At 44.0% G+C, this 23,162-nt stretch carries 30 protein-coding genes and 3 pseudogenes; 16 read left to right on the top strand and 17 right to left on the bottom strand.

Annotated features, from left to right (window positions below; all coding sequences use genetic code 11):
* Positions 1-5 precede the first annotated feature (5 nt).
* A complete protein-coding gene (locus M3N64_RS08305; protein WP_249100953.1) occupies positions 6-425 on the top strand; it encodes a MerR family transcriptional regulator in 420 nt (139 codons plus the stop codon).
* Between the two features lie 92 nt (positions 426-517).
* On the opposite strand, the gene M3N64_RS08300 is transcribed toward M3N64_RS08305, so the two are convergent.
* The 4 genes from M3N64_RS08300 to M3N64_RS08285 form a co-directional block, all read right to left on the bottom strand.
* Complete coding sequence (locus M3N64_RS08300; protein ID WP_249100950.1) at positions 518-1,315, bottom strand: CPBP family intramembrane glutamic endopeptidase; 798 nt, start codon at positions 1,313-1,315, stop codon at positions 518-520.
* A gap of 585 nt (positions 1,316-1,900) precedes the next feature.
* The gene (locus tag M3N64_RS08295; protein WP_249100946.1) at positions 1,901-2,203 is read right to left on the bottom strand and encodes a rhodanese-like domain-containing protein; all 303 of its coding nucleotides are present in this window, start codon (positions 2,201-2,203) and stop codon (positions 1,901-1,903) included.
* 82 nt (positions 2,204-2,285) lie between these two features.
* Positions 2,286-2,603 carry a rhodanese-like domain-containing protein gene (locus M3N64_RS08290; protein WP_249100944.1) on the bottom strand — a complete coding sequence of 106 codons (318 nt, stop codon included), beginning with the start codon at positions 2,601-2,603 and terminating at the stop codon, positions 2,286-2,288.
* 26 nt (positions 2,604-2,629) lie between these two features.
* Positions 2,630-2,893, bottom strand: a complete 264-nt coding sequence (locus M3N64_RS08285; RefSeq protein WP_249100941.1) for a metal-sensitive transcriptional regulator — start codon at positions 2,891-2,893, stop codon at positions 2,630-2,632.
* A gap of 340 nt (positions 2,894-3,233) precedes the next feature.
* Between M3N64_RS08285 and M3N64_RS08280 the strand changes: the two genes are divergently transcribed.
* From M3N64_RS08280 to M3N64_RS08270, 3 genes are all read left to right on the top strand, one after another.
* The gene (locus M3N64_RS08280) at positions 3,234-3,533 is read left to right on the top strand and encodes a type II toxin-antitoxin system RelB/DinJ family antitoxin (RefSeq protein ID WP_249100938.1); all 300 of its coding nucleotides are present in this window, start codon (positions 3,234-3,236) and stop codon (positions 3,531-3,533) included.
* Between the two features lie 190 nt (positions 3,534-3,723).
* The gene (locus M3N64_RS08275; protein WP_249100935.1) at positions 3,724-4,281 is read left to right on the top strand and encodes a hypothetical protein; all 558 of its coding nucleotides are present in this window, start codon (positions 3,724-3,726) and stop codon (positions 4,279-4,281) included.
* Positions 4,282-4,448: 167 nt separating this feature from the next.
* On the top strand, positions 4,449-4,871 hold the full coding sequence (locus tag M3N64_RS08270) for a hypothetical protein (protein WP_249100932.1): 423 nt from the start codon (positions 4,449-4,451) through the stop codon (positions 4,869-4,871).
* Between the two features lie 86 nt (positions 4,872-4,957).
* On the opposite strand, the gene M3N64_RS08265 is transcribed toward M3N64_RS08270, so the two are convergent.
* On the bottom strand, positions 4,958-5,146 hold the full coding sequence (locus M3N64_RS08265; protein ID WP_249100930.1) for a hypothetical protein: 189 nt from the start codon (positions 5,144-5,146) through the stop codon (positions 4,958-4,960).
* A 217-nt stretch (positions 5,147-5,363) separates the two neighbouring features.
* Between M3N64_RS08265 and M3N64_RS08260 the strand changes: the two genes are divergently transcribed.
* Genes M3N64_RS08260 through M3N64_RS08240 form a run of 5 tightly spaced genes read left to right on the top strand, consistent with a single transcriptional unit; the run spans position 5,364 to position 7,919 of the window.
* Positions 5,364-5,672, top strand: a complete 309-nt coding sequence (locus M3N64_RS08260; protein ID WP_283163375.1) for a PadR family transcriptional regulator — start codon at positions 5,364-5,366, stop codon at positions 5,670-5,672.
* Positions 5,669-6,016, top strand: coding sequence for a DUF1048 domain-containing protein (locus M3N64_RS08255; protein ID WP_249100927.1), 348 nt, complete (start codon positions 5,669-5,671; stop codon positions 6,014-6,016). The genes M3N64_RS08260 and M3N64_RS08255 overlap by 4 nt, the downstream gene beginning before the upstream one ends.
* Before the next feature lie 11 nt (positions 6,017-6,027).
* Positions 6,028-6,378 (top strand): DUF1048 domain-containing protein, encoded by a 351-nt coding sequence (locus M3N64_RS08250; protein WP_249100922.1) that lies wholly within the window; start codon positions 6,028-6,030, stop codon positions 6,376-6,378.
* A gap of 14 nt (positions 6,379-6,392) precedes the next feature.
* On the top strand, positions 6,393-7,151 hold the full coding sequence (locus M3N64_RS08245) for an ABC transporter ATP-binding protein (RefSeq protein ID WP_249100919.1): 759 nt from the start codon (positions 6,393-6,395) through the stop codon (positions 7,149-7,151).
* A complete protein-coding gene (locus M3N64_RS08240; RefSeq protein ID WP_249100916.1) occupies positions 7,152-7,919 on the top strand; it encodes an ABC transporter permease in 768 nt (255 codons plus the stop codon).
* Positions 7,920-8,079: 160 nt separating this feature from the next.
* Here M3N64_RS08240 and M3N64_RS08235 read toward each other — a convergent pair whose 3' ends face one another.
* On the bottom strand, positions 8,080-8,262 hold the full coding sequence (locus M3N64_RS08235; RefSeq protein ID WP_249100913.1) for a hypothetical protein: 183 nt from the start codon (positions 8,260-8,262) through the stop codon (positions 8,080-8,082).
* Positions 8,263-8,587: 325 nt separating this feature from the next.
* On the opposite strand from M3N64_RS08235, the gene M3N64_RS08230 reads away from it, so the two are divergent.
* Complete coding sequence (locus M3N64_RS08230) at positions 8,588-9,169, top strand: TetR/AcrR family transcriptional regulator (RefSeq protein ID WP_249100909.1); 582 nt, start codon at positions 8,588-8,590, stop codon at positions 9,167-9,169.
* Positions 9,166-9,852 carry a DUF4097 family beta strand repeat-containing protein gene (locus tag M3N64_RS08225; protein ID WP_249100907.1) on the top strand — a complete coding sequence of 229 codons (687 nt, stop codon included), beginning with the start codon at positions 9,166-9,168 and terminating at the stop codon, positions 9,850-9,852. Before M3N64_RS08230 ends, M3N64_RS08225 begins: the two co-directional genes overlap by 4 nt.
* A gap of 146 nt (positions 9,853-9,998) precedes the next feature.
* Here M3N64_RS08225 and M3N64_RS14130 read toward each other — a convergent pair.
* The 3 genes and pseudogenes from M3N64_RS14130 to M3N64_RS08210 all read right to left on the bottom strand — a co-directional run.
* Positions 9,999-10,088: pseudogene (locus M3N64_RS14130) on the bottom strand (SEC-C metal-binding domain-containing protein); the annotation flags it as partial.
* Positions 10,089-10,175: 87 nt separating this feature from the next.
* A pseudogene (locus tag M3N64_RS08215) lies at positions 10,176-10,889 on the bottom strand (DUF1186 domain-containing protein); the annotation flags it as partial.
* A gap of 49 nt (positions 10,890-10,938) precedes the next feature.
* A complete protein-coding gene (locus tag M3N64_RS08210; RefSeq protein ID WP_249100905.1) occupies positions 10,939-11,289 on the bottom strand; it encodes a DUF2200 domain-containing protein in 351 nt (116 codons plus the stop codon).
* 400 nt (positions 11,290-11,689) lie between these two features.
* On the opposite strand from M3N64_RS08210, the gene M3N64_RS08205 reads away from it, so the two are divergent.
* A complete protein-coding gene (locus M3N64_RS08205) occupies positions 11,690-12,637 on the top strand; it encodes an NAD(P)-dependent oxidoreductase (protein WP_249100903.1) in 948 nt (315 codons plus the stop codon).
* Positions 12,597-12,977, top strand: coding sequence for a hypothetical protein (locus tag M3N64_RS14260; protein ID WP_438271011.1), 381 nt, complete (start codon positions 12,597-12,599; stop codon positions 12,975-12,977). Before M3N64_RS08205 ends, M3N64_RS14260 begins: the two co-directional genes overlap by 41 nt.
* 63 nt (positions 12,978-13,040) lie before the next feature.
* On the opposite strand, the gene M3N64_RS08195 is transcribed toward M3N64_RS14260, so the two are convergent.
* Positions 13,041-13,328 carry a type II toxin-antitoxin system Phd/YefM family antitoxin gene (locus M3N64_RS08195; RefSeq protein ID WP_249100898.1) on the bottom strand — a complete coding sequence of 96 codons (288 nt, stop codon included), beginning with the start codon at positions 13,326-13,328 and terminating at the stop codon, positions 13,041-13,043.
* Between the two features lie 227 nt (positions 13,329-13,555).
* Here M3N64_RS08195 and M3N64_RS14255 point away from each other — a divergent pair, with 227 nt between their 5' ends.
* Complete coding sequence (locus M3N64_RS14255) at positions 13,556-13,906, top strand: hypothetical protein (protein ID WP_249100895.1); 351 nt, start codon at positions 13,556-13,558, stop codon at positions 13,904-13,906.
* Between the two features lie 126 nt (positions 13,907-14,032).
* Here M3N64_RS14255 and M3N64_RS08185 read toward each other — a convergent pair.
* The 5 genes and pseudogenes from M3N64_RS08185 to M3N64_RS08165 form a co-directional block, all read right to left on the bottom strand.
* A pseudogene (locus M3N64_RS08185) lies at positions 14,033-14,285 on the bottom strand (ABC transporter permease); the annotation flags it as partial.
* 157 nt (positions 14,286-14,442) lie between these two features.
* Entirely contained in the window at positions 14,443-15,192 is a 750-nt protein-coding gene (locus M3N64_RS08180; RefSeq protein WP_249100893.1) for a plasmid pRiA4b ORF-3 family protein, read from the bottom strand.
* Positions 15,193-15,258: 66 nt separating this feature from the next.
* Positions 15,259-16,257, bottom strand: coding sequence for a tRNA dihydrouridine synthase (locus M3N64_RS08175; protein ID WP_249100890.1), 999 nt, complete (start codon positions 16,255-16,257; stop codon positions 15,259-15,261).
* Between the two features lie 234 nt (positions 16,258-16,491).
* The gene (locus M3N64_RS08170) at positions 16,492-16,842 is read right to left on the bottom strand and encodes a DUF2200 domain-containing protein (RefSeq protein WP_249100886.1); all 351 of its coding nucleotides are present in this window, start codon (positions 16,840-16,842) and stop codon (positions 16,492-16,494) included.
* 506 nt (positions 16,843-17,348) lie between these two features.
* Positions 17,349-18,215: a metallophosphoesterase family protein gene (locus M3N64_RS08165; RefSeq protein WP_249100883.1), complete on the bottom strand. Its 867-nt coding sequence runs from the start codon at positions 18,213-18,215 to the stop codon at positions 17,349-17,351.
* Between M3N64_RS08165 and M3N64_RS08160 the strand changes: the two genes are divergently transcribed.
* Entirely contained in the window at positions 18,200-19,552 is a 1,353-nt protein-coding gene (locus M3N64_RS08160; RefSeq protein WP_283163372.1) for a recombinase family protein, read from the top strand. The two genes, M3N64_RS08165 and M3N64_RS08160, sit on opposite strands and share 16 nt — an antisense overlap.
* A 108-nt stretch (positions 19,553-19,660) precedes the next feature.
* On the opposite strand, the gene M3N64_RS08155 is transcribed toward M3N64_RS08160, so the two are convergent.
* Both M3N64_RS08155 and M3N64_RS08150 read right to left on the bottom strand, forming a co-directional pair.
* Positions 19,661-20,692: an epoxyqueuosine reductase gene (locus tag M3N64_RS08155; RefSeq protein ID WP_249100880.1), complete on the bottom strand. Its 1,032-nt coding sequence runs from the start codon at positions 20,690-20,692 to the stop codon at positions 19,661-19,663.
* Between the two features lie 45 nt (positions 20,693-20,737).
* Complete coding sequence (locus M3N64_RS08150) at positions 20,738-21,319, bottom strand: LysE family transporter (RefSeq protein ID WP_249100877.1); 582 nt, start codon at positions 21,317-21,319, stop codon at positions 20,738-20,740.
* 198 nt (positions 21,320-21,517) lie between these two features.
* On the opposite strand from M3N64_RS08150, the gene M3N64_RS08145 reads away from it, so the two are divergent.
* Positions 21,518-22,402 (top strand): LysR family transcriptional regulator, encoded by an 885-nt coding sequence (locus M3N64_RS08145; RefSeq protein ID WP_195198643.1) that lies wholly within the window; start codon positions 21,518-21,520, stop codon positions 22,400-22,402.
* The last annotated feature ends 760 nt before the right edge of the window (positions 22,403-23,162 follow it).

The following is a 23,162-nucleotide window of genomic DNA, read 5'->3' as shown; positions in this document are numbered from 1 at the left end:
TACCATTGACTGTATACACAATTAAAGATATCTCAGAGATGTTCCATCTGCCTGCATCGACACTGCGTTATTATGAGGACATGAATATTCTGACCAACATCCGTAGAACCGCCTCCGGCCAGCGCATTTATGAAGCAAAACATGTTCATCGTCTCCGAACGATCTGCTGCCTTAAGCGAACCGGTTTGTCGATTGCCAAATTGCAGGCATTCTTTACCTACGAAGAACGGGAACCGGAACATATCGATGACATATTGAACCTGTTAACGGAGCAACAGCAGCATATTACAGAACAACTCATACAGTTCCGGAAGGATTTAGCGCATGTAAACAGAAAGCTGCATTATTATGGCGATATCAAAGCCGCACTCACTTCAGGAAAAGCACTTCCCCGCTGGAGCAACTACAGAGACAAGCAGTTTTGAGAACGTAAGGCTGCTGGAGATCATCCGCTGTGATCGGCATGTGGCACTGACGTTTCTTCATCAGAATCCTTTGCACCGCAGGCACGATAGAGTCAATCAAAATTGGCATGCCGATGCCGTACCAACGTTTCTGGTCCCCACTGGAAGATGATGATCGCCGTCGTTATGCCAAGGAGCACCACCGTGATGAACGGATCATAATGTGAGCCGTTATTCGGAAACAGCGTCTCACTGACATTGACCAGATCGTGAAAAAGAATGGCTGATAATATACTTTTTCCCGTATTACTGTAGAGCCAGACGATGATGATGCGAAGCAAAACGGTCGCCGTGCATTGCCAGAGGGCCCATATCATGCCATGGCTGGTTTGAATGAAGGGAATAAAATGCCATACCGCCCACACAATGCCCAGAGCCGCCCCGGCCGTTAATGCGGACCATCGTTTGAGCATTGGCTCGAAGACATAGCCCATCCAGCCTAGTTCTTCGCAGGCGGCGGCGACAAAGAACAGAACAAAGAGTACCGGTATTGACACAAAAGGTATGTGTGCCTCGGGGAGCGTTCGTCCCGAAACGCGCATTACCCAATAGGAGAGCCACATGATTAATGGCATCAAAAACAGGATGGGCAGATACCAAAGCTTATGCTTCACTCTTTTATAATCAAAAACTCTCTTTAATAACCTTTTTATGCATCCCGCTCCCTCCTCTCTGCAGGTAAGGATCAAAGCAGCAAGGAGCGGGCAGCAGAACATAAACGCACTCAAAGGAAGATTCATCGGGAGCCATTTCACCTGCATGGAGCCGAACAGCCAAAAGGGTATTGAGAGTACAAAAACGAGCACAAAAAATGTGATCGGTGATCGCTTCATTGCGCCATCTTTATTCATGATCGCTCCCCTCCGCAAAATCTATTTTTTACCGAACTATGCCTCATCATCAGCCAGTCTCCTGATCTTTTGCTTCTGCTCTGCTTCCGTCCGGACATATTGCATAACCTAAAGCAACGGCTGTCAGAAGGCCTGTGGAAATGAGCCGGCAGGCTACGCCTCTTTCAAAATACGCTCAGCGCATTAAAAATCCCGCGCGTCACAATAATACTAGGAACTCATGCGTTTTCCTCTCTGAGCAAACTCTTTTTTCATTTCATGTCCGTACCTGACACCTGCCACATTCATGGACTCTTGCATTATAGCATTAGCAAATACGAACAAACAGTCTGCATTTTTAATTTCTGAAGTGTTATAATTAAGCTGGGAAGGAAGATAGATTTGAAATAATAAACGGCATAAGAGATTGTAAAGGACTGTACATGTTCCAGATGGATCTGTACATTGAATTGATCCAACGATCATCATCACACATGTCTTTTAGGAGAAAAAAGCCACTTCAGATTAATCATTGGCACAGAGTGAGGCAACCTACCATATTCGGCAACCTCGCCAATGATCACGTATTCCATTCAAATTCCTCCTTTAAAATTCGATCGGTCCATACCAGTTCATCATCCCACCTGCCATATTCTTTACCTTAAATCCATGCGCGGATAAGATGGACGAAGCCACACCGCTTCTGCTCCCGGAATGACAAACCATAATATGTTCCTGATCTTTGTTGATTTCGCCAAGTCGGTCTTGGATCTCATTAACCGAAATATTCTGTGCCCCGGGAATGTGCCCCTCGGCAAATTCAAACGATTCACGAACATCAATGATACTTACCGGTGCATGACTGCGTATCAATTGTTCTACTTTCTCAGGTGTCCATTCTTCATACATACTGTTCTCCTCCTTGAATCTGCTTTCTTCTTAAAAATCATGTTTTTTATACCTGCATGGGTATATTTTTCTCCATAAAAAACTAAAACCAGCGATTCATGCCGCCTCGTACATTGATCACATGCTCATAACCTGCCCTTGTCAGAAGTTTGCAGGCCAGTGTGCTTCTCATTCCGCTTTGGCAAATGACAACCAATTCTTTGTCCTTCGGAATCTTGCTTAGATGTTCACTCAGAGTTTGCAGCGGAATATTGATAAACCCCGGAATTGACTGACCGCTGAACTCTGCCCTTGTGCGGACATCAAGAAAATAGTTTTCCTTTTTATCTGGCAGATAGACATTCTTAAGTTCTGAAGTACTTATCTTTTTAATCTTTGATTTCCCAAAGATCCAGTTCATGTCTGACTCCTCCTTTCTTCTGATTCCTACCGGCTTTTTACCAGCATTTGAACCGCTTCATTTATAATGGATTCAGCTGATCCTTCTCCGTTTTCAATTTGCTGACGCAAACAGGCTTCAAGATTCTTGCCAATAACCAGGCCAAGCGTGCGATCCATCGCTGAGCGTGCAGCCGTCATCTGGGTGACCACATCGCGGCAATTTTCACCCTGCTCCATCATGTGAATGATGCCACGGATCTGCCCGTCAATCCGTTTTAACCGATTTTTCATTTGCGGTGTGTATTCCATTACTCCTCCTCCTTATTATACCCCTATGGGTATAATACCCGGCTCATTTTTTAAAGTCAATTAAAATGATGAGCGCATAACAGATTCAACTTCTGGGTTCATGTCAACCCAACCATGCGATAAAAACATTCTTAAATGCTGATGCCATGAATCCAGTTCCCACTCCTGATTAGTTAAATCATACTATAGCTTCAGTGTCTGACGGCTCAAATCAATGGCAACCATTATCAATCCGGCATGGAAATGAAAAAGGAGAAATTTTTTATAAATGAGGCATGTTGATTTCAATTGCAATACGATTGCAATTTGAAATACAATGGCAGCATAGGAGGCATTCAAAATGGCAAGAACATCCAATGTATTTGCTCATGTTGAACCAGAAATCAAAGAGAAGGATGAACAGGTACTGGAACAGCTGGGAATTCCTATGTCATATGTGATCGGTCTGTTCCTGCGGCAGGTCGTACTGCAACGCGGCATTCCTTTCCATATAAAACTTCTGGAAAATAAGCCTCTTGCTTTCGTTTCTCAAAACAATGAACAATTCAATGCCAAAATTGAAAGTGGCCTGGCTGATCTGATTGCTGAAAAAGTATGTCAACTGAAAGCGCCGCTGACAGAATGCGGCGTGATTATGTGAATATGACATATGAACCAGTGGAAGGGCATATATACCGTGTACGCGGGCCGCAACCCGTACAGAATTTATGAGTATATCACTTTCTCGCTGCTTGAACCGGAGACTGCTAAAAACAGGCTTGGAAAATTCTGAATGCAGCCGCGAGGATAAGCATCCTCTTTTCTATACTCTATTTTGGGAGGAATACCCATTGCTGACAGATCAACTGACGACTCCCTGCGGAATCATTTCTGTTCTCAGAAACGGCAAACCAGTATCCTTTAATATTGTTGACAGTGAGTACAATTCAATGTTCACTAAAGATAATATTACAGGTCAGAATATTGAAGTCTATCCAGACAGATGTATTGAAATCATCATTGATACACAGGAGCTTCCCTTCGGTGATAAAATGATCTGCGTGCTGGATAAGAACATAATGGATAATGATGGTGGTGGAGAAGGGATGGTGAATCTAATAGGACAGCATAACGGATTTGACATAGCCTTGGGTACTCTTGATACCGAACACTATGAGTATGGCTGGAACCCGAAAAGCAAAACTTTTCCTTCCGATCTGCACCCGACAAAGCGGTGTCTTTGCTACACCTTTGATTATTGCAACGGGGGCTTCAAGTTTGACATTGTCGATGATCCGAAATTATACAATGACCGATATTACAGAAGATGCATCCTTATTAAGGTGGCATGGTGCAATAGTGAAAAGCCATATGCATGTAATATTGTCAGTTATCTGACCAGTTGGTAACGGTGATTTGCAGAGAAGGATGAGTGAGCGCATGAAATTGTCAAACAAAATTCATCAGATAAACATCGTGAGGATTGATTATCCCCTGCGTTCTACGAAGACACAGGCCTGCGATTACATATTCAACCCCCTGCAGCTACCAAGATAATGAGTTACACGCCGCCTTCATGATCAAGATAAAAACATCCAATGTCAAAACCAATGTTGCGCTGATCGGATCTTTTTATGCACACGCGGCACACTGTGCCATACTGGATGGTTCAAAACTGACTGTGCTCATGGATGATCAAGCCGTACTCTTCGATATTGAGACCATGTCTATTCTCAGGCATAGGTCCATCGGCGATGAAACCTATTTCTCCATTTATCCGCTCAGCAGTGGCTATTTGGTTCATGGAGAATTGTCCATAGTGCGGCTGAACAGCCGTTTTGAGCAAGTATGGACATTTTCAGGATCAGATATCTGGGTCACTCAGAACGAGAACCACGAAGAATTCCGCATTGAAAATGATCAGATACTCCTGGAGGACTGGAATGGGGTCAGATACGCGTTGAACACGAACGGAAAGCTACTCTGGAATACTCAATAGAAAGCAAAATCACCTACCTTTTTATATCTTGCTCATAAATTTTCATTTTCTGACGAAATACCCTTTCTGCGGTGCACCACTACTTATCAGCGCTTCCTGAATGCTGCTCTAGGGTCTTTGTGATCTTCCGGCGTTTGCGTGTGGGTATGCGCATAGACCTTGTTAAAATGTTGACACATTTCTTTATCCGTGATTCCTTTTTTGGCTGCTATCTTCAGCATTTTCAGGAGTTTTCCCAAATCCTCAGTTTTCATATATTCCGTTTTGATGTCCATCAACTCACTCCCCCGGCCAACTCGTATTGATGCTCTCGGAATTCTGCTTACCGAACGCACCCGCCACACCTAAGCCACTGCCCATTCTTCAATTTAATACGAAAGTTCTCTGTTGACAAACCAGCTATTTAGTAATACTATATACCAGTAGTTAGTAATACTGCATATCAGTTATAAAAAGTAGGCAGAGGTGATTGTCCTGGAAAACCTGACGGAAATGCTCAAAGGCGTGCTTGAGGGCTGCGTTCTTGAAATAATAAGCCGTAAAGAGACCTACGGCTACGAAATCACGCGGCGGCTGAACGCCCTTGGTTTTACAGATGTGGTGGAAGGAACAGTGTATACCATACTGATCCGGCTTGAACGAAACAAACTGGTTGAAGTTACCAAAAAGCCTTCCGACATGGGACCGCCACGCAAGTTTTTCGCGCTCAACGATGCGGGACGCGAGAAACTGCGGACATTCTGGGAAAAATGGACGTTTGTTTCATCAAGAATTAACGAGTTAAAGGAGGAAAAACAGTGAACTTTTGGGAAAAAATCACCGGCAGCGACATGACTAAAGAATTTAAAGCTTTTGAATTACGCGCCAAAAAACTGCCGGCGGATTATCAGGTGGCATGGGAAAAAATCAAGGCCAATCTCTGGCCGCACTCAGATTTGACCGGCCGCAACCTCATGCCTATTTTCGATAATGTACTTGGTTTTCTCGAAGAAACGGCGGCGGATGGTCAGAGCGCACAGGAAGTTCTGGGTGAGGATATCAGAGGCTTTTGTTCTGCGCTTGCCGGCGAAGAAGGGGCAAAGTCTTTTCGTGACAAATGGCGTGCGCAACTCAACCATAATATCGCTAAAAAATTAGGTAAATAGGAGGACAGAAAATGGGAATTCAAGAGATCATCAAAGGTAAAAAAGAATGGCGCGCACATATGGCCCGTGTCAAATCACTCCCGCAGGACTATCAGATTGTGTATAAAGAGATTCAGAAATACCTCTTTAAAGTCGGACCAGTTCAGTTGACCGAGGGGACAGGTTTACTCTCGGAAATTGTTGATCTTTTTGAGGATGGTGCGGCTTTGGGAAAAGATGTGCTCGAAGTAACCGGCAAGGATGTGGCTGCTTTCTGTGACGATCCAATCAAAGATTCAAAAACGTACGCAGACATCTATCAGGAATCGGTTAACCAAAAAGTTAACAAGGCAATGAAAAAAGTTACGGACAAAAAAAAGTAAAAGGAATGATCAGGATGGAAAAAGCAATCCAAGTAAAAGGGCTGCAAAAATCGTACAAACAGCATCATGTCCTGAAAGGTGTGGATTTGGAAGTGGAAAAAGGCAGTATTTTTGCCCTGCTCGGCTCCAATGGCGCGGGCAAGACCACAACCGTCAAAATACTCGCCACGCTGCTTAAACCGGATGGAGGAACCGCTGCCGTCAACGGCTTCGATGTTACGACAAGTCCTGAAAATGTGCGATGGTCGATCAGTCTGACCGGGCAATTCGCCGCCGTTGACGAGATTTTGACCGGGCGGGAAAATCTGATCATGATTGCCAGACTGCGGCATCTCAAGAATCCGCGTCACGTGGCGGATGACTTACTCAAACGTTTCGGCCTGACCGGAGCTGCCGACCGAAAAGTTTCCACTTATTCCGGTGGCATGCGCCGCCGGCTCGACATTGCCATGAGCCTGATTGGAAATCCGCAGCTTATCTTCCTCGATGAGCCGACCACCGGGCTTGATCCCGAAGCGCGCATCGGGGTCTGGAACGTGGTTCAAGAACTTGCCGACAGCGGGACGACGGTATTTCTGACGACGCAGTATCTTGAAGAGGCCGAGCAGCTTGCAGATCAAATTGCCATTTTGCATGAAGGACGGATCATCGTGAGCGGCACGTTCGAAGAACTGAGGAAACAGTTCCCACCCGCGAAAGTGGAATATATTGAAAAGCAGCCGACTCTCGAAGAAATATTTCTCGCAATCATTGGCAAGAAGGAGGAAAAATAAATGGAAACAACAAAGAACCACTTTTTCAGTGACATGAGCGTCATGCTTGGACGTTCGATGCGCCATATTACCCGCAGCATGGACACCATTATCACAGTCTGCCTCACTCCGATCGCAATGATGCTGCTGTTCGTCTATGTATTCGGCGGAGCCATCAAAGTCGGTACGGACAACTACGTGAATTACCTGCTGCCCGGCATCCTGCTGATTGCCATTGCAACCGGAATCTCCTATACAGCCTACCGTCTGTTCATGGATATGCAGCGAGGTATATTTGAACGATTCAATTCCATGCCGATTGCGCGTTCAGCCGCGCTTTGGGGGCATGTGCTGACCTCACTCGTAGCAAACGCAATCTCGGTTGCCGTCATTATTCTTGTTGCACTCGTTATGGGTTTCCGCTCAACGGCAGGAATACTCTCGTGGCTTGCCGTAGCCGGCATCCTCGCATTGTTTACGCTGGCGCTGACCTGGATCGCGGTGATTGCCGGACTATCTGCAAAATCGGTAGACGGAGCAAGCGCCTTTTCCTATCCAATTATTTTTCTCCCGTTTATCAGTTCAGCGTTTGTGCCAACCGAATCGATGCCGCCTGTTGTGCGCGCTTTCGCCGAAAACCAGCCGGTGACCGCGATCGTGGATGCCCTCCGCGCGTTATTATCCGGGCAACAGGTGGGTACTAATCTATGGATCGCACTTGCGTGGTGCGTCGGCATTATGCTCGTGGCCTATATCTTCGCGATGCGGGTATATAAAAAGCGGGTATGAAAATGGAGCATCCTATCTCAGAACGCAGGTGTGAACCGCTGACATCATCTTTAAAAATCGAGCTCAAAGCTGCATCTTTGAGCCCGGTTTTTGCCGATTTTTAATCCCTGTCTCGTGCTGAATGGCTAGTGAGCAAAACACAATCGTTCATCCCAAGGAATCAGTGGCTGGCCTTCTTTTCTTTTTTAATCGTGTATATTTTTCTGTTCTCACCACATTCGGCAATAAGCACATCGCGCAACATGTGGATGTTTGATTTTTCCAATTCACGGACAACCCATTTTTTATCGACCCCCAGTTGACGGGCATTGAGATTGACCCACTGTCCGTTAATGATGATCAACGAAGGCCATGCTGTCATACTTGACATGATTCGCAATTATTTTATAAATCATCCGACTTTATTTAAAAGCGACACGCATCTTTCTAAACAACTATACACCTCTTCAAAAAGAGCTATCATTGGTAGAATGAGAACTTCCTCCGCAAATCTCAACAGTATTTTTTCATTAATCGTTCTTACTTCCAGTCGCCTCAACGAGCATTTATTCCATGCTTAATTTTAGAGCCTCTTTGGCGGCAAAATTCTTATTCTTTACTTGTAAAAAAAGATATGATAATCTATGAATGAATAAATTATTTAATTCATTCACGAAAGGAAAATTATTTTGGACAAAGAAACGTTACTCAAAGCTGCCAGGAAGTCATTTCTTAAGCAAGGATTCAAAAAAACGAACGTTGCGCATATTTGCGCTGAAGCGGGTATGGCCACCGGATCGTTTTACAAATTTTTCAGATCAAAAGAAGAACTGTTTTTAGTGCTTTATGATCGTGAGAATGAAACTTTACGGAAAAATCTGATGCAAGAATTAGATCGGCAAACGGATCTCATTGAAGCAGTTGATGTTTTACTTGACTACGTGTTTGCTCATGTCAGGCAAAACAACATTTTATTGGAGTGGTACAAGCAGTCAATCGGGCCAACACTCCATAATTATTACGCGCGGCAAATTGCTGCCGGCGATTATTCATTTTCCGCCTATTTAAAGAAACGACTCACTGAATTTAAGGTGGAGCTAACTCCGGCAGGAAAAGAGGCTTTAGATCAGCTCGTCCTTTTCGTTGATTTTATGGATAAGAAAATGGATTCGGCGGGATTTGTTGCCTACACGGGGATCTTTCGAAAGATGGTACGTGCATATTTGAATCAATATGTTATTCAACGAAAGAAAAATGGAGGCGTGAAATGAAGGTGTTAACGTGGTCGATCATCATTGTCCTATTAATCGCTGTTGGCTTAGTGGGCATTTCTTATGGAATAACCTTGTCCAATAATCGATTTGACCTTAACAAATTTTCGATGGTCAAATTAACATCAAAACAGGTGGAACTTGGGCAGTCTATTAATCAGATCAGGATCAATGTCAGAACCGCAAAACTGACTTTTACGACCGGCAACAGTTCCAAAATCGAGATGACACACGTTGCAAACGGACAATATCAGGTGAAGCAGTCAGGAAATCAGTTAGTCATTGAGCAGGATGATCACCTGAGTCACCATTTAGAAATCGGAAAGTCTCCAATCATTAAGATTACTGTTCCAAAGCCTGAGATAAAAGAAATCAACGTTTCCCAGTTAAACGGAACACTGATTTTTAATCGGCTCACAACCGAAAAACTTATCGTCAATCATTATAACGGAACAACGGTTGGAAATAGCTTGACCATTGCTAAACAAGGTGTGATTAATAAGCATAACGGAGCAACCAGACTGACAGGTGCCAGATTCCCCGGACTAAAAGTTTCTGTCAAAACCGGGAAATTTACATTAAATGGCGCGAAAAAGGCATCGTCCATGCACACTTATGATGATCATCACACAGATCAATTGGTGATCAATAGTGGATCGGGTCAGGTATCCGTATCAAAATAATAATTTTATAACGCCTGATGTCACTTTGGCATCAGGCATTATCTATTTCTTATAAAGTTAAAGATCTTTTTCGCGTAGAATCGATTATGCGAATTTTTCCTCCCTGGACTCTCACAGAACCGCATGTAAATCAGCGAAGTTCACCATCATTTCCCACAGCATTTCTTATACTTCAGTCCACTGCCACAAGGACAAGGATCATTACGTCCGATTTTATCAACTTTAATTGGCTGATTACTTGATTCAAAATGGTATGTATCCTCCTCTAATTCTTTTTCCCCTGGTAGTTGTTCCTTCTCCACGTTCTTATCAAAGCATGCCCACCATTTCATCTCGGCAATCGAATCCTCAATAAATTGAAGGTGAGGGCTATTTTCATATTGATTAAGCGCTTCTTCTTTCGTGAGTTGTAAAACTTGTTCTACGTCCTTCAAACGGATCATCATCGTATCTATGCAACCCTTCGCGTAAACACGTTTTATAGAAGCATAGGTTTCTTGCGGATACAAATCCGTGCAGCAGTTGACTATTTGGGCATTAAAGCAGTCATGCTCGTCAGACCGTTTTTCCGTGAGCAGACATTCAAAATACTTGACGACCCCTTCCCTCTTGATCTGTCCTTTCAGGGCAAGGATGACCAGGGCACTGAGGCCCTGACCGCGTGCAAACTCATCCAGTTCTGTATTTTCGATCAGTTGCTGAAGCGTTTGAATGTCTCCATTATAAACAGTTGCCAGCATACGACTTGTTCCTTCGGTCAGGGCGTCTCCGAGTAACAGATCAAGTTTATCATCTGAAAAATGCAGAATACTCACTAATAATGGAAATAGTTCCTTGACCCGAAATTGCGATAACAGATATAAAGCATAAATAAGATCAATTCGCCGTGGTTCATAGTCATCAGGGTGATTGACCACTTCCTTGACGATCTCGATAAGAAATGGAATGGCCTCGTCTTTTCTTTCAATGATCTGCTGCAACTGTTCTTTCGGAAAGGTTCCATTATAATACTTGATGGACTCGATGATCTGTTTCATTTTCCCATGTTCCTTTCATCACTTTTCATAAAGGATGTAGCTCTCGCTTTCAACTTCTCAAAATTTTCTCCATTTTCTTTCCTTTCGCCAGTTCATCCACCAGTTTGTCAAGCCAGCGGATTTTCTGCATAAGCGGATCTTCAATTTCTTCAACACGAATGCCGCAGATTACTCCGGTGATTTTGGAAGCATTCGGATTGATTTGCGGTGCCTCAGCAAAGAATGTCTCAAAATTAACCTCTTTCTCAATTTGTGCCTGCAGGCCTTGCTCGTCATAGCCCATCAGCCAGCAAATGACTGTATCAACTTCTTCTTTTGTGCGTCCTTTTTTCTCTGCTTTTTGAACATACATTGGGTAAACTCTTGAAAATGCCATCTTGTATATGCGCTCGTTTTTCATAAAATCGCACTCCTTTTCGCCTGGTTTTCACCGAACAGTAAATAAATGACAAACAACATTAGAAAATTTGGCTTCGCCAAGCCTCTGACGAAGGCGCACTTATACTATTTTCCTTAAAATATATACTTTCTTATAGTACAAGTGTAAATGTATTTCGTTTTTCCAATTTCAAATTTTCCATATCGCATGCGTTCCTTTATGATTATTTTTACAGTGTTGCCCGATTACATGCCGATCTTCGCACACAGTTCGTCGACAATAAGAAGGACTAGGTATATTATAACAAAGAATAAAGCATGAAAGTTCTGATGTTTTTCCCGCTGTGAGAAGTGCCAGCTTATAGCTGTAAGCGTTTTTTCTTCGAATTATGGTATAGGTAGGTATGAAAGGTGGTTCAGCAATGAAGATTCTCATCGTCGGAAATTTTACCGAGACCTCAAAAGCAACGATTGCAAGATATTTTCCGGAAGACTGGGACATTGTCACAGTCCCGCCCGGAAAAGAAATGCTGCATCATCTTGAAGATTGTCAGGTACTTATACCTGAGCATATTAAAGTAGACCACAACCTGCTTTCTGTCGCCAAAAAGTTAAAATTGGTACAGACCGGCGCAGGCTTTGATAATGTAGATATCAATGCCTGCACGCAGCTCGGCATTTGGGCGGCAAACGCCGCGGGAGTGAATGCACAGGCGGTAGCTGAGCACGTCATGGCACTGATGTTGTCTTATTATAAAAACATACCGCTTCTTGATGTTTTCATGAAAAAAAGAATGGATGAAAACCAATTGGACTATACAGGTAGTGAGTTAGCGGGCAAAACAATTGGCATTATTGGGTTGGGTGCCGTCGGTAAAAAAGTAGCTAAATTTTGCAGCGCTTTTGATATGAATGTGCTGGCTTATGCGAGACATGCCGCTGCACAATCTGACAGTTTTGTAAAAATGACGGATTTCGATCATCTAGTAGGCGAATCGGACATAGTCAGCGTGCATATCCCACTGAATCCGCAAACCAAACAGCTGATCAACAAAGCGGTATTCAAAAAAATGAAGAATGAGGCACTGTTTATCAATACAGCCCGCGGCGGGATTGTCAACGAACGCGATTTGACCGATGCATTAAAAAACAGGGACATTTCCGGCGCATGCCTGGATGTGTTTGAATCTGAGCCGCTTCCGATTAACAGTGAGCTCCGCAGTCTGGACAATGTGATTCTTACACCCCATACAGCGGGCATGCCGGACGGTCTCAAATTCCATAAAAAAAGATATGATTTCTTCGTGAATAATATAAAGCGTGTTGCGAATGGCAAAGAGCCTGAAAGCAAGCTCAATCAGCTGTTATAGTTTTGGCCCATATTGGGGGCAAGGAGAATTTGATTGTCAGCGGCGACGCCTGAACCAAAAACGTCGTATAAGCTGGAAAAGGACTGCCATGCGGCAGCCCTTTTTGTTTTCAGTTTTGATCCAGATACCGGTGAATATCGCGGCTCCCGTGCAGGATGCGATGGATTTCAACCACATCATCGCGCACTACATAGAAAACGAGATAATTGTCGACCGGCATCCGGCGGTAGATCTGGTGGAACTGCCCGCCGGGATACACCTCGTACATCTCGGGGAATTCGGCCAGCTCTTGAATTTTCCCGACAATGGGTCGTACTGCTGCACCGCCGTCGATTCATAGAACTGCGCCAGATAGTTCACGATGTCCTCAAGGTCTTTTGCCGCAATGGGCAGCATAACGATTTTACGCATTTTTACGGCTCACTTTATCCGTCAATTTCTTTCGCAGCTTTTGCGAGACGTCAGCAAAATCGTAGCGGGTGGGGTCGCTCTCCGCCTGCGCCTCGGCTTCATGCAAAGCGGTCTCGATACGCTTGGTTGACTGAATGCCCTCGTATTGCTCCAAACTCATAACCACCATATCGCCGTAGCCGTTTTTGGTCAGAAACACCGGCTCCTTTTCCTCATGGACAATGCGCGAAATTTCCGTAAAATTGTTTCGCAGGTCTGAAATCGGTCGAATATTCGGCATGATCGCCTCACCTCCAGTATCATTATTTTATCATTATTATGATATAATATCGAGCATAACAACTAAAACTTATTCCCGATTCAGCAGGGACGTCCCGAAAAGGGCGGCCCCGCTGCCTTTTGAAAGGAGATCGCGATGCCTAAGATTGACCGCACGGTCGTTCGCAATCAGGCGTACGGAAGGCGGGCATTTCCATCCGGGAGCGCAACAAGGCCCTCTCGGAGCAGTTGGGGCGGGACGTCTTCCATTACCACCTGCATGTGGTCTATGCGCCGGTGGTGGAGAAGAAAATCCGCTGGTCGAAGCGGTGCAAGGATAAGACGCTGATCGGCAATCGGTTCACGCTGAAGCCGGAGGACTGGAACAAGGTAAAAACGCTCGCCAAGGAAGCGCTGGTGCTGCGTGGCAGGGTTTCTGATCTCAAGCGCCGGTGCAAAGCTGAGGAAAACGAGATTCAACGGCTGAAAGAGCAGCAGTCCCCACCTAACATGCTCCAATCGATGGAGGCCACGCAGTCTGGACAATGTGATTCTTACACCCCATACAGCAGGCATGCCAGATGGCCGCAAATTCCATAAAAAAAGATATGATTTCTTCGTGAATAATATAAAGCGTGCAGAAAATGGTGAAGCACCTGAAAACAAACTCAATCAACTGTTATAGTTTTGATCCATATGTGGGGCAAGTACAAACAACTTATCCTGCTGAAACGTATCGACATAACTATTATTCTCTGCGAATGCCTTATGCCGGGCAGAGTTGACTGCATCAGAATGTATCCGCATAAAGTGTGGCGTTTTTACCTGAGTCATTAACGTGCCAAGGGCACCGAATAGATTGACAATGAGTATCGCAGCCAGTGAAACAAGCATAGCGGCAGCGGCAACAAATATCATCATTGTGAGCGTAAATCAGTTTGTTTTTGGAAATATCATTGCGAATTAATCTCCAATACATGAGTCCCCTCTATTTTCCAGCTTTTTAACTGATTTTAAGCGATACAACAGTACCGAGATCACGCTCAACAGCAAACCGGCGATAATCAGCAGTCCGGAGCTGGACTTGGCATGGATATTATAAGAAAAATCCACATACGCGCTGCTGTGCGGATCGGTTATTTCTTATAGTTCCGCATCAACAAATCCATAGACCGCCTCGTCGGCTCCAGTCCGTATTCATAAATATCCGAATAAATCCTTGGCACTTTTTTCAGCCTGTAATTCATATCACCTATGTCAAAAGAAGACAAATCCATATCCTGGACACCAAGCCACTCACAATATTGGCGATACTCCGGGCCTTTTTTCTTGTTAAAGGCGTCAGCGATATCCTCCAGTCCACCGGGACCGCCACAATCTTCAATAATTCCATAACCGTCACCCTCGAGAACGCGTGGCAGTTCTTTGCCCGGAAGATCCTTGTCCTCAACGATTTTTTCAAGGACCATATGAACTTCCCAGCCGTCACCGTAGTCATAAGAGAAAGTAATGGTTTCCGTTTCTTCGGTAAGGACATTTTTCACCTTCGTTTCCGCGGCGTCAAGAGTACGCCCTTCAAACTCCGAAAAATCATCTTCACTGGGCAGTTCTATACGCAGTCTAGTAAGATCCGACCTTTCTGCAAATAAATCAATAACTTTTCCGTTTGTATTATTATTGATGTGTTTTTTCACACATTTTCGGAAATTCGCCGCCATGGGCACATTGAAGCAAAACAGATGACTGGCCTGCATTTCGAACAATGTCATCATGATATAGCCAAGCTTTGCCATGCCCACGTTGTTCATTACCTGAAACCGTCGCCATATTTTCGGCTCGTAATCGGCAAGTTCCGCATAGAACTGATAAATCGGATGGGATGCCATGATAAATGTCTCTTCCCTTCAGCAAAGTACAGATTTTTTGAATTGGATACCAAGCGTCTTCATTGTTCAGCGACCGGATTGCGGCTCCAGATCGCCCTTGTCTTGACGGTTAGCAAAGTCATCAAGCAATGCGCGCACTTCATTTGTTGACCTAGTGTTCATCAATTGGTTTCTCAATTCACCTGCTCCGCGAAAGCCACGGACATAGATCTTGAAAAAGCGATGCAGCGCGGTAAACGGCCGTAGCTCTAATTCCGCCGAATACTGATCATAGAGATCCAGATGCAGCCTTAAGAGATTCAGCAATTCCTGACTGCTGTGCTCTTTCGGCTCCTTTTCAAAGGCAAATGGATTCGCGAAAATCCCGCGCCCGATCATCAGCCCATCTACACCATATTGTTGTGCGAGCTTCAGTCCGGTTTGATGGTCGGAGACGTCGCCATTGATCGTCAACAGTGTATCCGGTGCCAACCGGTCGCGAAGTTGCTTAATCTCCGGGATAAGGTCCCAGTGTGCGTCGACTTTGCTCATTTCCTTCTTTGTACGCAGATGAATGGTCAAATTCGCGATGTCCTGTTTCAATACATGTGTCAGCCAGTCATGCCATTCGCCGACATCCGTGTAACCCAGCCTGGTCTTCACACTGACGGGCAAGCCCCCTGCTTTGGCTGCCTGTATTAGATCGGCCGCGACTTCGGGACGCAAGATAAGACCGCTGCCCATCCCATGTGCCGTCACATTAGGCACCGGGCAGCCCATATTAATATCCACACCACTGAATCCTTGCTTCGCCAAACCGATGCTCATCTGCCGAAAATAGTCGGGCTTGTCTCCCCATATTTGGGCGACAATAGGCTGTTCATCCCCTGTAAAAGTCAAACGCCCCCGCACACTATTGATTCCCTCTGGATGACAATAACTCTCCGTGTTTGTAAACTCTGTAAAAAACACATCAGGTCTGGATGCTGCACTCACTACATGGCGAAAAACAACATCCGTCACCTCTTCCATTGGTGCCAGTGCAAAAAAAGGTCGTGGTAAATCACGCCAAATATTATCACTCATCGTTAAATCCAAATCCTCTCATCAAGGGATAACAGACCAAAAACCTTATCCCAAAAATTGCTTTGTTAATACTTATAGCATGCTTAAGCAGTTTAAATCAAACTACAGAAATTTTGAGTATTATAATTTCCACCTTAACAAAAAAAAGAATGTACCCATCAACGGAATCAACACGCACATTGATGGACGATCTTCAGAGTATAAACGGCGTATGGAGACACTACAAATAGCGCTTCAACTTCTCAAAATCTTCTCCATTGACTTCCCTTTTGCTAATTCGTCAACCAGTTTATCAAGCCACCTGATTTTCTTCATGAGCGGATCTTCGATTTTTTCTACGCGATACCCACAGATTACACCTTTTATTTTGGATGCATTTGGGTTGATTTGCGGCGCATCGGCGAAGAACGTTTCAAAGTCCACATTCTTGTCAATTTGCGTCGCAAGCCCTGCATCGTCATAACCCGTCAGCCAGTAAATAACAGTATCCACATCGGCTTTGGTTCGCCCTTTGCGCTCCACCTTTTGAATGTAAAGTGGATAAACACTGGAAAACGTCATTCTGTAAACACGTTCGTTTTTCATCGAGAATGCTCCAATCTCCACCGCACAATGTTCGATGATGAGTTCAAAATTTATCGGCTTGCTAAACGGATGCTGAATCGCTCCCTTGGGAGTCTTATACCTGCGAACCGCTTTGGAATTGCCACTAACGGGGGTTTCTTTTCATTGCCACAGCAGATTACATGACTATCGCAAAATAAAGTCTCCGAGATTATCCATAATGTATACGTTTGAAAACTGATTTCACATTTTTCTCCACGCAGTGGGGTTTCCTCTCACTTCCCACAGCATTTCTTATACTTTACCGTTTCTCGTATTCCCATCTATCTTTTATTTTTTTTCTAGCGACACACAACATTCAACATGACTTGAGTGCTCATTATTGATGTCTGCGTCCATGGAAACTTGTCAACGGTTTTTAGCGCTTTCGAGGTTTGCGGTAATATATCAACTTTTTTAAAGGTTTTAGTGAATATGTCAATATTCGTATTAGAAACTACATAGTTATACATTTTATTTATAGATCTTTATTTGCAGCTAAACAATTCTTCTATAACTCTGTTCCAAATATTTTCAGGTATCTGATCTAAATCATATTTACCTGATTCTCTAAAATACAAATCCATAACTTTTCGAACAACTGTTGCGTGTGAAATTTCACCTGTCATGAGTAAATGCTTTGTTATTTTATACCATCCAGGAGCTTTTATATCCAATTTTTCAAGTTCCATATCTTTAATAACTCTTTCTCGATCATAATGAAGTGAAATGAACTCTGGACTCCAAACTCCTTGATTACCATGCAAAATCATAAATTGTGTTTTCCCTTCACTGTGAAGTGGAACGCCTACTGCCCCTGGATTAATAATTTGTTTTCCTTTTCTCTTATAATTCATCTGTATATGAAAATGTCCACAAAGCACAAGATCAGTCGGTATCTCATCCATCAGTTCATCAATATAATCATAGTCAGGACGCATGCTCTGATTTACTTTTGAGGGTGAACCATGACAAATTGTAACATCTGGATATCCATCATAGTGCATTATGTCTGATATAGGAAGTTTTTCAAAAAAATTGATATCTGAGTTTGATAACTGACTGTAATTATATGCCAACATACCAGTTGGTGTCTTTCCACTTTCCCATACCTCATCAGAATTTCTTCTATGGTCTATCCAATAATTCTCCTTGTTGCCACGAATAAATGTACATGGATACTGTTCTTCTATTTGCTTTAACAATTCCAATGTCCTTTGAGGAGATGCCATATCGCCAATATAATCTCCGAGAAAAATAAATTCATCCACTTTTCTCTTCCTTGCTTCATGAATACATGTTCTCAAAGCTTCACTGTTACCGTGAATATCTGCCATAACTGCAATTTTTTTCACTTTTTCGCATTCTCCTAACTATAAATGTTAGAAATTATATTACAAAAAACGGGAACATCGATTTTGTTGTCACGAAGTCCATCAGCCGCTTTGCCCGAAACACAACGGACTGTCTGGAGCTGGTGCGAAGGCTGCAAAACCTCGGCATTTTCATTTTCTTTGAAAAGGAAAACATCAACACCATGGATTCAAAGGGTGAGGTCATGCTCACAATTATGGCATCCCTTGCCCAGCAGGAAAGCCAGTCTTTAAGCCAAAACGTCAAGCTAGGATTGCAATACCGCTACCAACAAGGGGAAATACAGGTCAATTGCAATTGGTTCCTCGGCTATGCCAAGGATGAAAACAAGCACCTGGTGGTTGTGCCGGAGGAAGCCGAAATTGTCAAGCGCATCTACCGGGAATACCTTGAAGGTGCCAGTATGCTGAAAATTGCCCGTGGGCTGGAAGCAGATGGCATTCTGAACGGCGCGGGTCGGGAAAAGTGGCATACCAGCAACATCAGCACAATTCTTCGAAATGAAAAATACATCGGTGATGCCCTTCTTCAGAAAACTTATACCGTAGACTTCCTCACCAAACAGCGAGTCAAAAACAACGGTCTTGTGCCGCAGTATTACGTAGAAAACAGCCACGAAGCCATCATTCCACGTGAAATTTTTATGCAGGTGCAGGAAGAACTGGTGCGCCGCCGTATCGTCCACACCAGCCCGAATGGAAAGAACCGGGTCTTCAGCAGCAGCCACTGCCTTTCGAACATCGTTTTCTGCGGCTGCTGCGGAGAGTTTTACCGCAGGATTCATTGGTACAACCGTGGCAAGAAGTCCATCGTCTGGCGGTGCATCAGCCGACTTGAAAATACCGGGTTGTTCTGCGACGCCCGCACCGTGCCGGAAAGCCAGATCGAGCAGGTGCTGGTTGCCGCCATCAATCAGACATGGTGTGACAAGAACACCTTCCTCACCACCCTGCAAAGGAATATTGAAGCCGTTTTGGAATCCGAAAAAGGCCAGCCTCTTACCGACATCGATAAGCGGCTGGCAGAGCTGCAGGAGGAACTTTTAAAGCGGACCGGTGCCCGAACCGACTATGAGGACGTCGCCGAGGAGATTTACCGCCTGCGTGAGGAAAATCAGAAGCTTCAGTTGGAAAGTGCCGGGCGGGACGAACAGAAAAAACGCATTGCCGACATGAGCACTTTCCTTCGGGAGCAACCCACCGCATTGACGGAATACGACGAGCCGCTCGTCCGGCGGTTGATTGAAAAAGTCACCGTCTACGAAGACAAATTCACCGTGGAATTCAAGTCCGGCATGACGGTGGATGTGGAGGAATAAGGGTGAAAACGAACAAGGGAATCTACAAAATCACATTATAGATTCCCTTTGCCGCTCAAACGGTTCTTCAGCAAACGAGTAACTGGCCTTTCTTTCGCTTGGCGATGTTTAAAGAAGTCCGTGCTTTTGACTAATTGTGTTTGCCATATCTCGAACTTTTGGATATGCACTACTGCATGCTTCTAACACTAAGGTTCTATATTTGTCTTCGTATACGTTGTCTATATAGTTCAGTGCATTTATCTGCCACTTCCAAAGCTCATCCGGTGCCAAATAAAAGAATTTTGGCTGGATTCTTTCTTTGTAATACTGTTCGTCCATTCTTAAAATATGTTCTACCGTCAGGGTGTCTGATAACTCAGCCAGCCCCGGAAATTCCTCGTTTCCTATCCATTTCTGATGGTTCATAGGGCAGACATCCTGACAGACATCGCAGCCGTAAATCCAGTCGCCAAGCTTTGCGGCCAACGGGTCTTTCGTCAGATCTCTTCCTCCAAAAGTGGTCAAAAAAGAAACACATTTCAGCGGATTCATGGTGTACGCTTCGCATAGGGATGCGGTTGGGCAAGCCTTGATGCAGCGGTCACAATTTTGGGGGCAAGGCGGGAGTTCCGTTGTATCAATCAGTTCCATATCACGGTCGGTCAGAAATGCTTCAATATTAACATAGGAGCCGGATTCGGTATAGAAAAAATTGTTCCGACGGACAAGACCAAGCCCTGCCTGCATAGCAGCCCAGCGCAATCCGACTACACCGAATTTCCGGTTGGTGGCTGTTTTTACCCCCAGTTCGTTCATATATTTTTCCAACGCTGTGCTATTTTGATATTCCTTTGTGTTTTCGTCAATACGGGTATCCAATAAATACTTTTTGGCGATATGCCCGCGAACCACTTTGGGGATATGGTATCCACAGTAGGGAACTGCCAGAACAACGACGGACTTTGCCCAAGGGAACTCTTCTTGAAATTTAACAAGGCGTTGCTGGCCCTGATAAAACCCTCCTGATTCCGGTATCTTTTGTATCCGCTCCTCCAATTTTTCTTTGTAGCCACCCAATTTTTCAACTGATATAATACCGCATTTTTCATAGCCCAGTTCAAGGGCTTTTTGTTTTATCTTGTGTGCAATTGAGACCATCTCGTTACACTCCCTCCCTTTAATATTATAAAGTTTTCCAACACCCTATAAGAACAGCGATACCGCGCAATAAACAAGCAGCAAAGCCATAATGAGGTTAATCGGCTTTCGATATTTGCAAAACAGCTTTTCAAAGGCTGCTCCAAAAATGGCCCAACAAATGCAGCCAGATGTACCAATCGCTGACAACAGGAGCGCAAAGAGCGCAATACTTATGACATCGTGATAATACGGAAGAATATAGGACGACATCGCTGTGATACCGTATAGGATGATTTTCACATTCACAAATTGCAGCAGCATCCCGGATAAAAAGGAGTTGGCCTGCGTGATACCACCTCTGCTATCATGGGGCTTGTCACGCCAGACTGTCCATGCAAGATAAAGAATATAAGCCGCACCTATCCAAAGCATGATGGGTTTGATTGACGGGATAAACGCATAAAGCAGCGAAGAAAAAGCAGCACAGACGCTCATCACAACAATGAAACCGGTACAGACGCCTGAAAGAAAAGGGAATGTTCGCTTCAGCCCATCCTTACTGGCATTAGTCATGGACATAATGTTGTTCGGGCCGGGTGTATAAGCCGTTAGCAATGTGTAGGAAAAGAATGCCGAAAAATTCATGTTTATGTAACCTCCAATGATATATTTGCTGCTGTAAGATCGCAGCGCAAGAAGGCTCATAAAACACACTTCCAATTATTAATCAGCTATTGCATGGCAACCTTCTTTGTGCTACCATACCATTAGAATAAGGTTCATTCAAATTAAATATTTTAAAGTTATAGTTCAATATTGTTGAACAGTGAAGAGGTGAACATCATGGATTTAAAGTATCTCAACACATTTAAAACAATTGTGGAGGAAGGCAGCTTTTCAAAGGCCGCAGAAAAGCTGAATTATACGCAATCTACGATTACTTTTCAAATTGGCCAGCTCGAACAGGAGTTATCCTCCCAGCTATTTGAGAAGATTGGGCGGCGCATGGTGTTGACCAAGGCAGGATCACAGCTTGTCCCTTATGTGAATGATGTATTGACATCCGTTGATCGAATGCGATATTTCGAAAATGATTTGGCACAATTTCAAGGCAATTTAAATATAGGCATTGCCGAAACGCAACTGTGCTATAAAATGCCGGATATTTTGAAAGCATTTCATCAGCAGGCACCCAACGCCCGGTTGCTTCTTCGTTCCATGAACTGCTATGACATTCGTGATGAGCTTTTAAATGGTACGCTGGACCTGGGAGTCTTTTACGAAGATGTTGGCGGTTTTGGCTCCAATTTGACCACTTACCGATTGGGCGAATATCCCGTGATATTAGTGGCTTCTCCTGAAATTTCAAAAGACTGTTCTGATTTTATTACCCCGGACCGGAACATATCCATTTCCTTTATTATCAATGAGGCAAATTGTATTTTCAGGCAGATGTTTGAACAATATCTCCGGGAAAGATCGATCATGATTGATCATACCATAGAGCTTTGGAGCATTCCGACAATTAAGAATCTTGTTAAAAACAATGTGGGGATATCTTTTCTTCCAAAGTTTGCTGTACAAGAAGAGCTTGACTGCGGGGAATTGGTCGAAATACCAACAGATTTGGTCAACACGAAAATTTCAGCCGTATGCGGTCACCATAAAAACAAATGGATTAGCCCATTAATGCAGGCTTTTATTGATTTGTGTGTAAAGCTAAAATAAGAATGGTTTTGTTGTTGGAGTAGCCCACCTTCCTAATCGAATGGGAAGAGCTATTTGCCCGACCGCAAATTGAAAAAGTTACGTCTAAAAAGACAAATTCACCGCAGAATTCAAGTTCGGCGTGGCGGTGGCTGTCGAAGGATAATTATAGACAGGCCGATTGGTTTTTGTCTAAAATCAATCGGTCTGTTCTGCGACTATACCTATCGCCACTTAGCAACGCGTTAATTTCGCGTAGATAAATTGATTGCTTTAAAATTCTCCCATCGCACGTTCCGCTTTCGCTCTGTTCCCACGCACACGTTAAACCCTCAAAAACATCTATCCTGTTCTCTCACCAAGCCCCAAAAACACAAAACATCTATCCTGTCTTGTCGTGAAAACCTGCTATCAATCCTGTTCTCTCGCGAACAGAATCCGACCCGATAGATTTATTCCCTTGCACAAGCAAAATCACGTTTTTAGTGTACAGCTTAAAAGCCCCAAAATCACAGAAATGGCTTATTTACTGGGCTTTCCGCACATTCAGTCTTTTACCCTTGACATCAATACTACCGTCTCAACGTGGCTCGAGAGGATAGAATTGATGTCATTTGAGTATGTCTGTTCTCGGAAATATATCCATGGTGTTTTTGGCGCTATCGGTAGACGGGAACATATCTACCAATCGTACTGTCTGCGCAAAGGAGCTGTGACATAAGTCCCTAGAAAAAGTCGTATGAAATTACGAAAAATCGTTCTTTTCATGCGATTTATTGGA

This window comes from Sporolactobacillus mangiferae, assembly GCF_023336505.1.
Lineage (GTDB): Bacteria > Bacillota > Bacilli > Bacillales > Sporolactobacillaceae > Sporolactobacillus > Sporolactobacillus mangiferae.
Note: the sequence above shows the minus strand (reverse complement) of the source record. Positions and strands in the feature narration are given on the sequence as shown.

Excerpts from the sequence above, each read along its gene's own strand:
- M3N64_RS08300 (WP_249100950.1), bottom strand. The coding sequence starts at position 1,315 with ATGAATAAAGATGGCGCAATGAAGCGATCACCGATCACATTTTTTGTG.
- M3N64_RS08295 (WP_249100946.1), bottom strand. The coding sequence starts at position 2,203 with ATGTATGAAGAATGGACACCTGAGAAAGTAGAACAATTGATACGCAGT.
- M3N64_RS08290 (WP_249100944.1), bottom strand. The coding sequence starts at position 2,603 with ATGAACTGGATCTTTGGGAAATCAAAGATTAAAAAGATAAGTACTTCA.
- M3N64_RS08285 (WP_249100941.1), bottom strand. The coding sequence starts at position 2,893 with ATGGAATACACACCGCAAATGAAAAATCGGTTAAAACGGATTGACGGG.
- M3N64_RS08280 (WP_249100938.1), top strand. The coding sequence starts at position 3,234 with ATGGCAAGAACATCCAATGTATTTGCTCATGTTGAACCAGAAATCAAA.
- M3N64_RS08270 (WP_249100932.1), top strand. The coding sequence starts at position 4,449 with ATGATCAAGATAAAAACATCCAATGTCAAAACCAATGTTGCGCTGATC.
- M3N64_RS08265 (WP_249100930.1), bottom strand. The coding sequence starts at position 5,146 with ATGGACATCAAAACGGAATATATGAAAACTGAGGATTTGGGAAAACTC.
- M3N64_RS08260 (WP_283163375.1), top strand. The coding sequence starts at position 5,364 with ATGCTCAAAGGCGTGCTTGAGGGCTGCGTTCTTGAAATAATAAGCCGT.
- M3N64_RS08250 (WP_249100922.1), top strand. The coding sequence starts at position 6,028 with ATGGGAATTCAAGAGATCATCAAAGGTAAAAAAGAATGGCGCGCACAT.
- M3N64_RS08245 (WP_249100919.1), top strand. The coding sequence starts at position 6,393 with ATGGAAAAAGCAATCCAAGTAAAAGGGCTGCAAAAATCGTACAAACAG.
- M3N64_RS08240 (WP_249100916.1), top strand. The coding sequence starts at position 7,152 with ATGGAAACAACAAAGAACCACTTTTTCAGTGACATGAGCGTCATGCTT.
- M3N64_RS08225 (WP_249100907.1), top strand. The coding sequence starts at position 9,166 with ATGAAGGTGTTAACGTGGTCGATCATCATTGTCCTATTAATCGCTGTT.
- M3N64_RS08210 (WP_249100905.1), bottom strand. The coding sequence starts at position 11,289 with ATGAAAAACGAGCGCATATACAAGATGGCATTTTCAAGAGTTTACCCA.
- M3N64_RS08205 (WP_249100903.1), top strand. The coding sequence starts at position 11,690 with ATGAAGATTCTCATCGTCGGAAATTTTACCGAGACCTCAAAAGCAACG.
- M3N64_RS14260 (WP_438271011.1), top strand. The coding sequence starts at position 12,597 with ATGGCAAAGAGCCTGAAAGCAAGCTCAATCAGCTGTTATAGTTTTGGC.
- M3N64_RS08195 (WP_249100898.1), bottom strand. The coding sequence starts at position 13,328 with ATGCCGAATATTCGACCGATTTCAGACCTGCGAAACAATTTTACGGAA.
- M3N64_RS08180 (WP_249100893.1), bottom strand. The coding sequence starts at position 15,192 with ATGGCATCCCATCCGATTTATCAGTTCTATGCGGAACTTGCCGATTAC.
- M3N64_RS08175 (WP_249100890.1), bottom strand. The coding sequence starts at position 16,257 with ATGAGTGATAATATTTGGCGTGATTTACCACGACCTTTTTTTGCACTG.
- M3N64_RS08170 (WP_249100886.1), bottom strand. The coding sequence starts at position 16,842 with ATGAAAAACGAACGTGTTTACAGAATGACGTTTTCCAGTGTTTATCCA.
- M3N64_RS08155 (WP_249100880.1), bottom strand. The coding sequence starts at position 20,692 with ATGGTCTCAATTGCACACAAGATAAAACAAAAAGCCCTTGAACTGGGC.
- M3N64_RS08150 (WP_249100877.1), bottom strand. The coding sequence starts at position 21,319 with ATGAATTTTTCGGCATTCTTTTCCTACACATTGCTAACGGCTTATACA.
- M3N64_RS08145 (WP_195198643.1), top strand. The coding sequence starts at position 21,518 with ATGGATTTAAAGTATCTCAACACATTTAAAACAATTGTGGAGGAAGGC.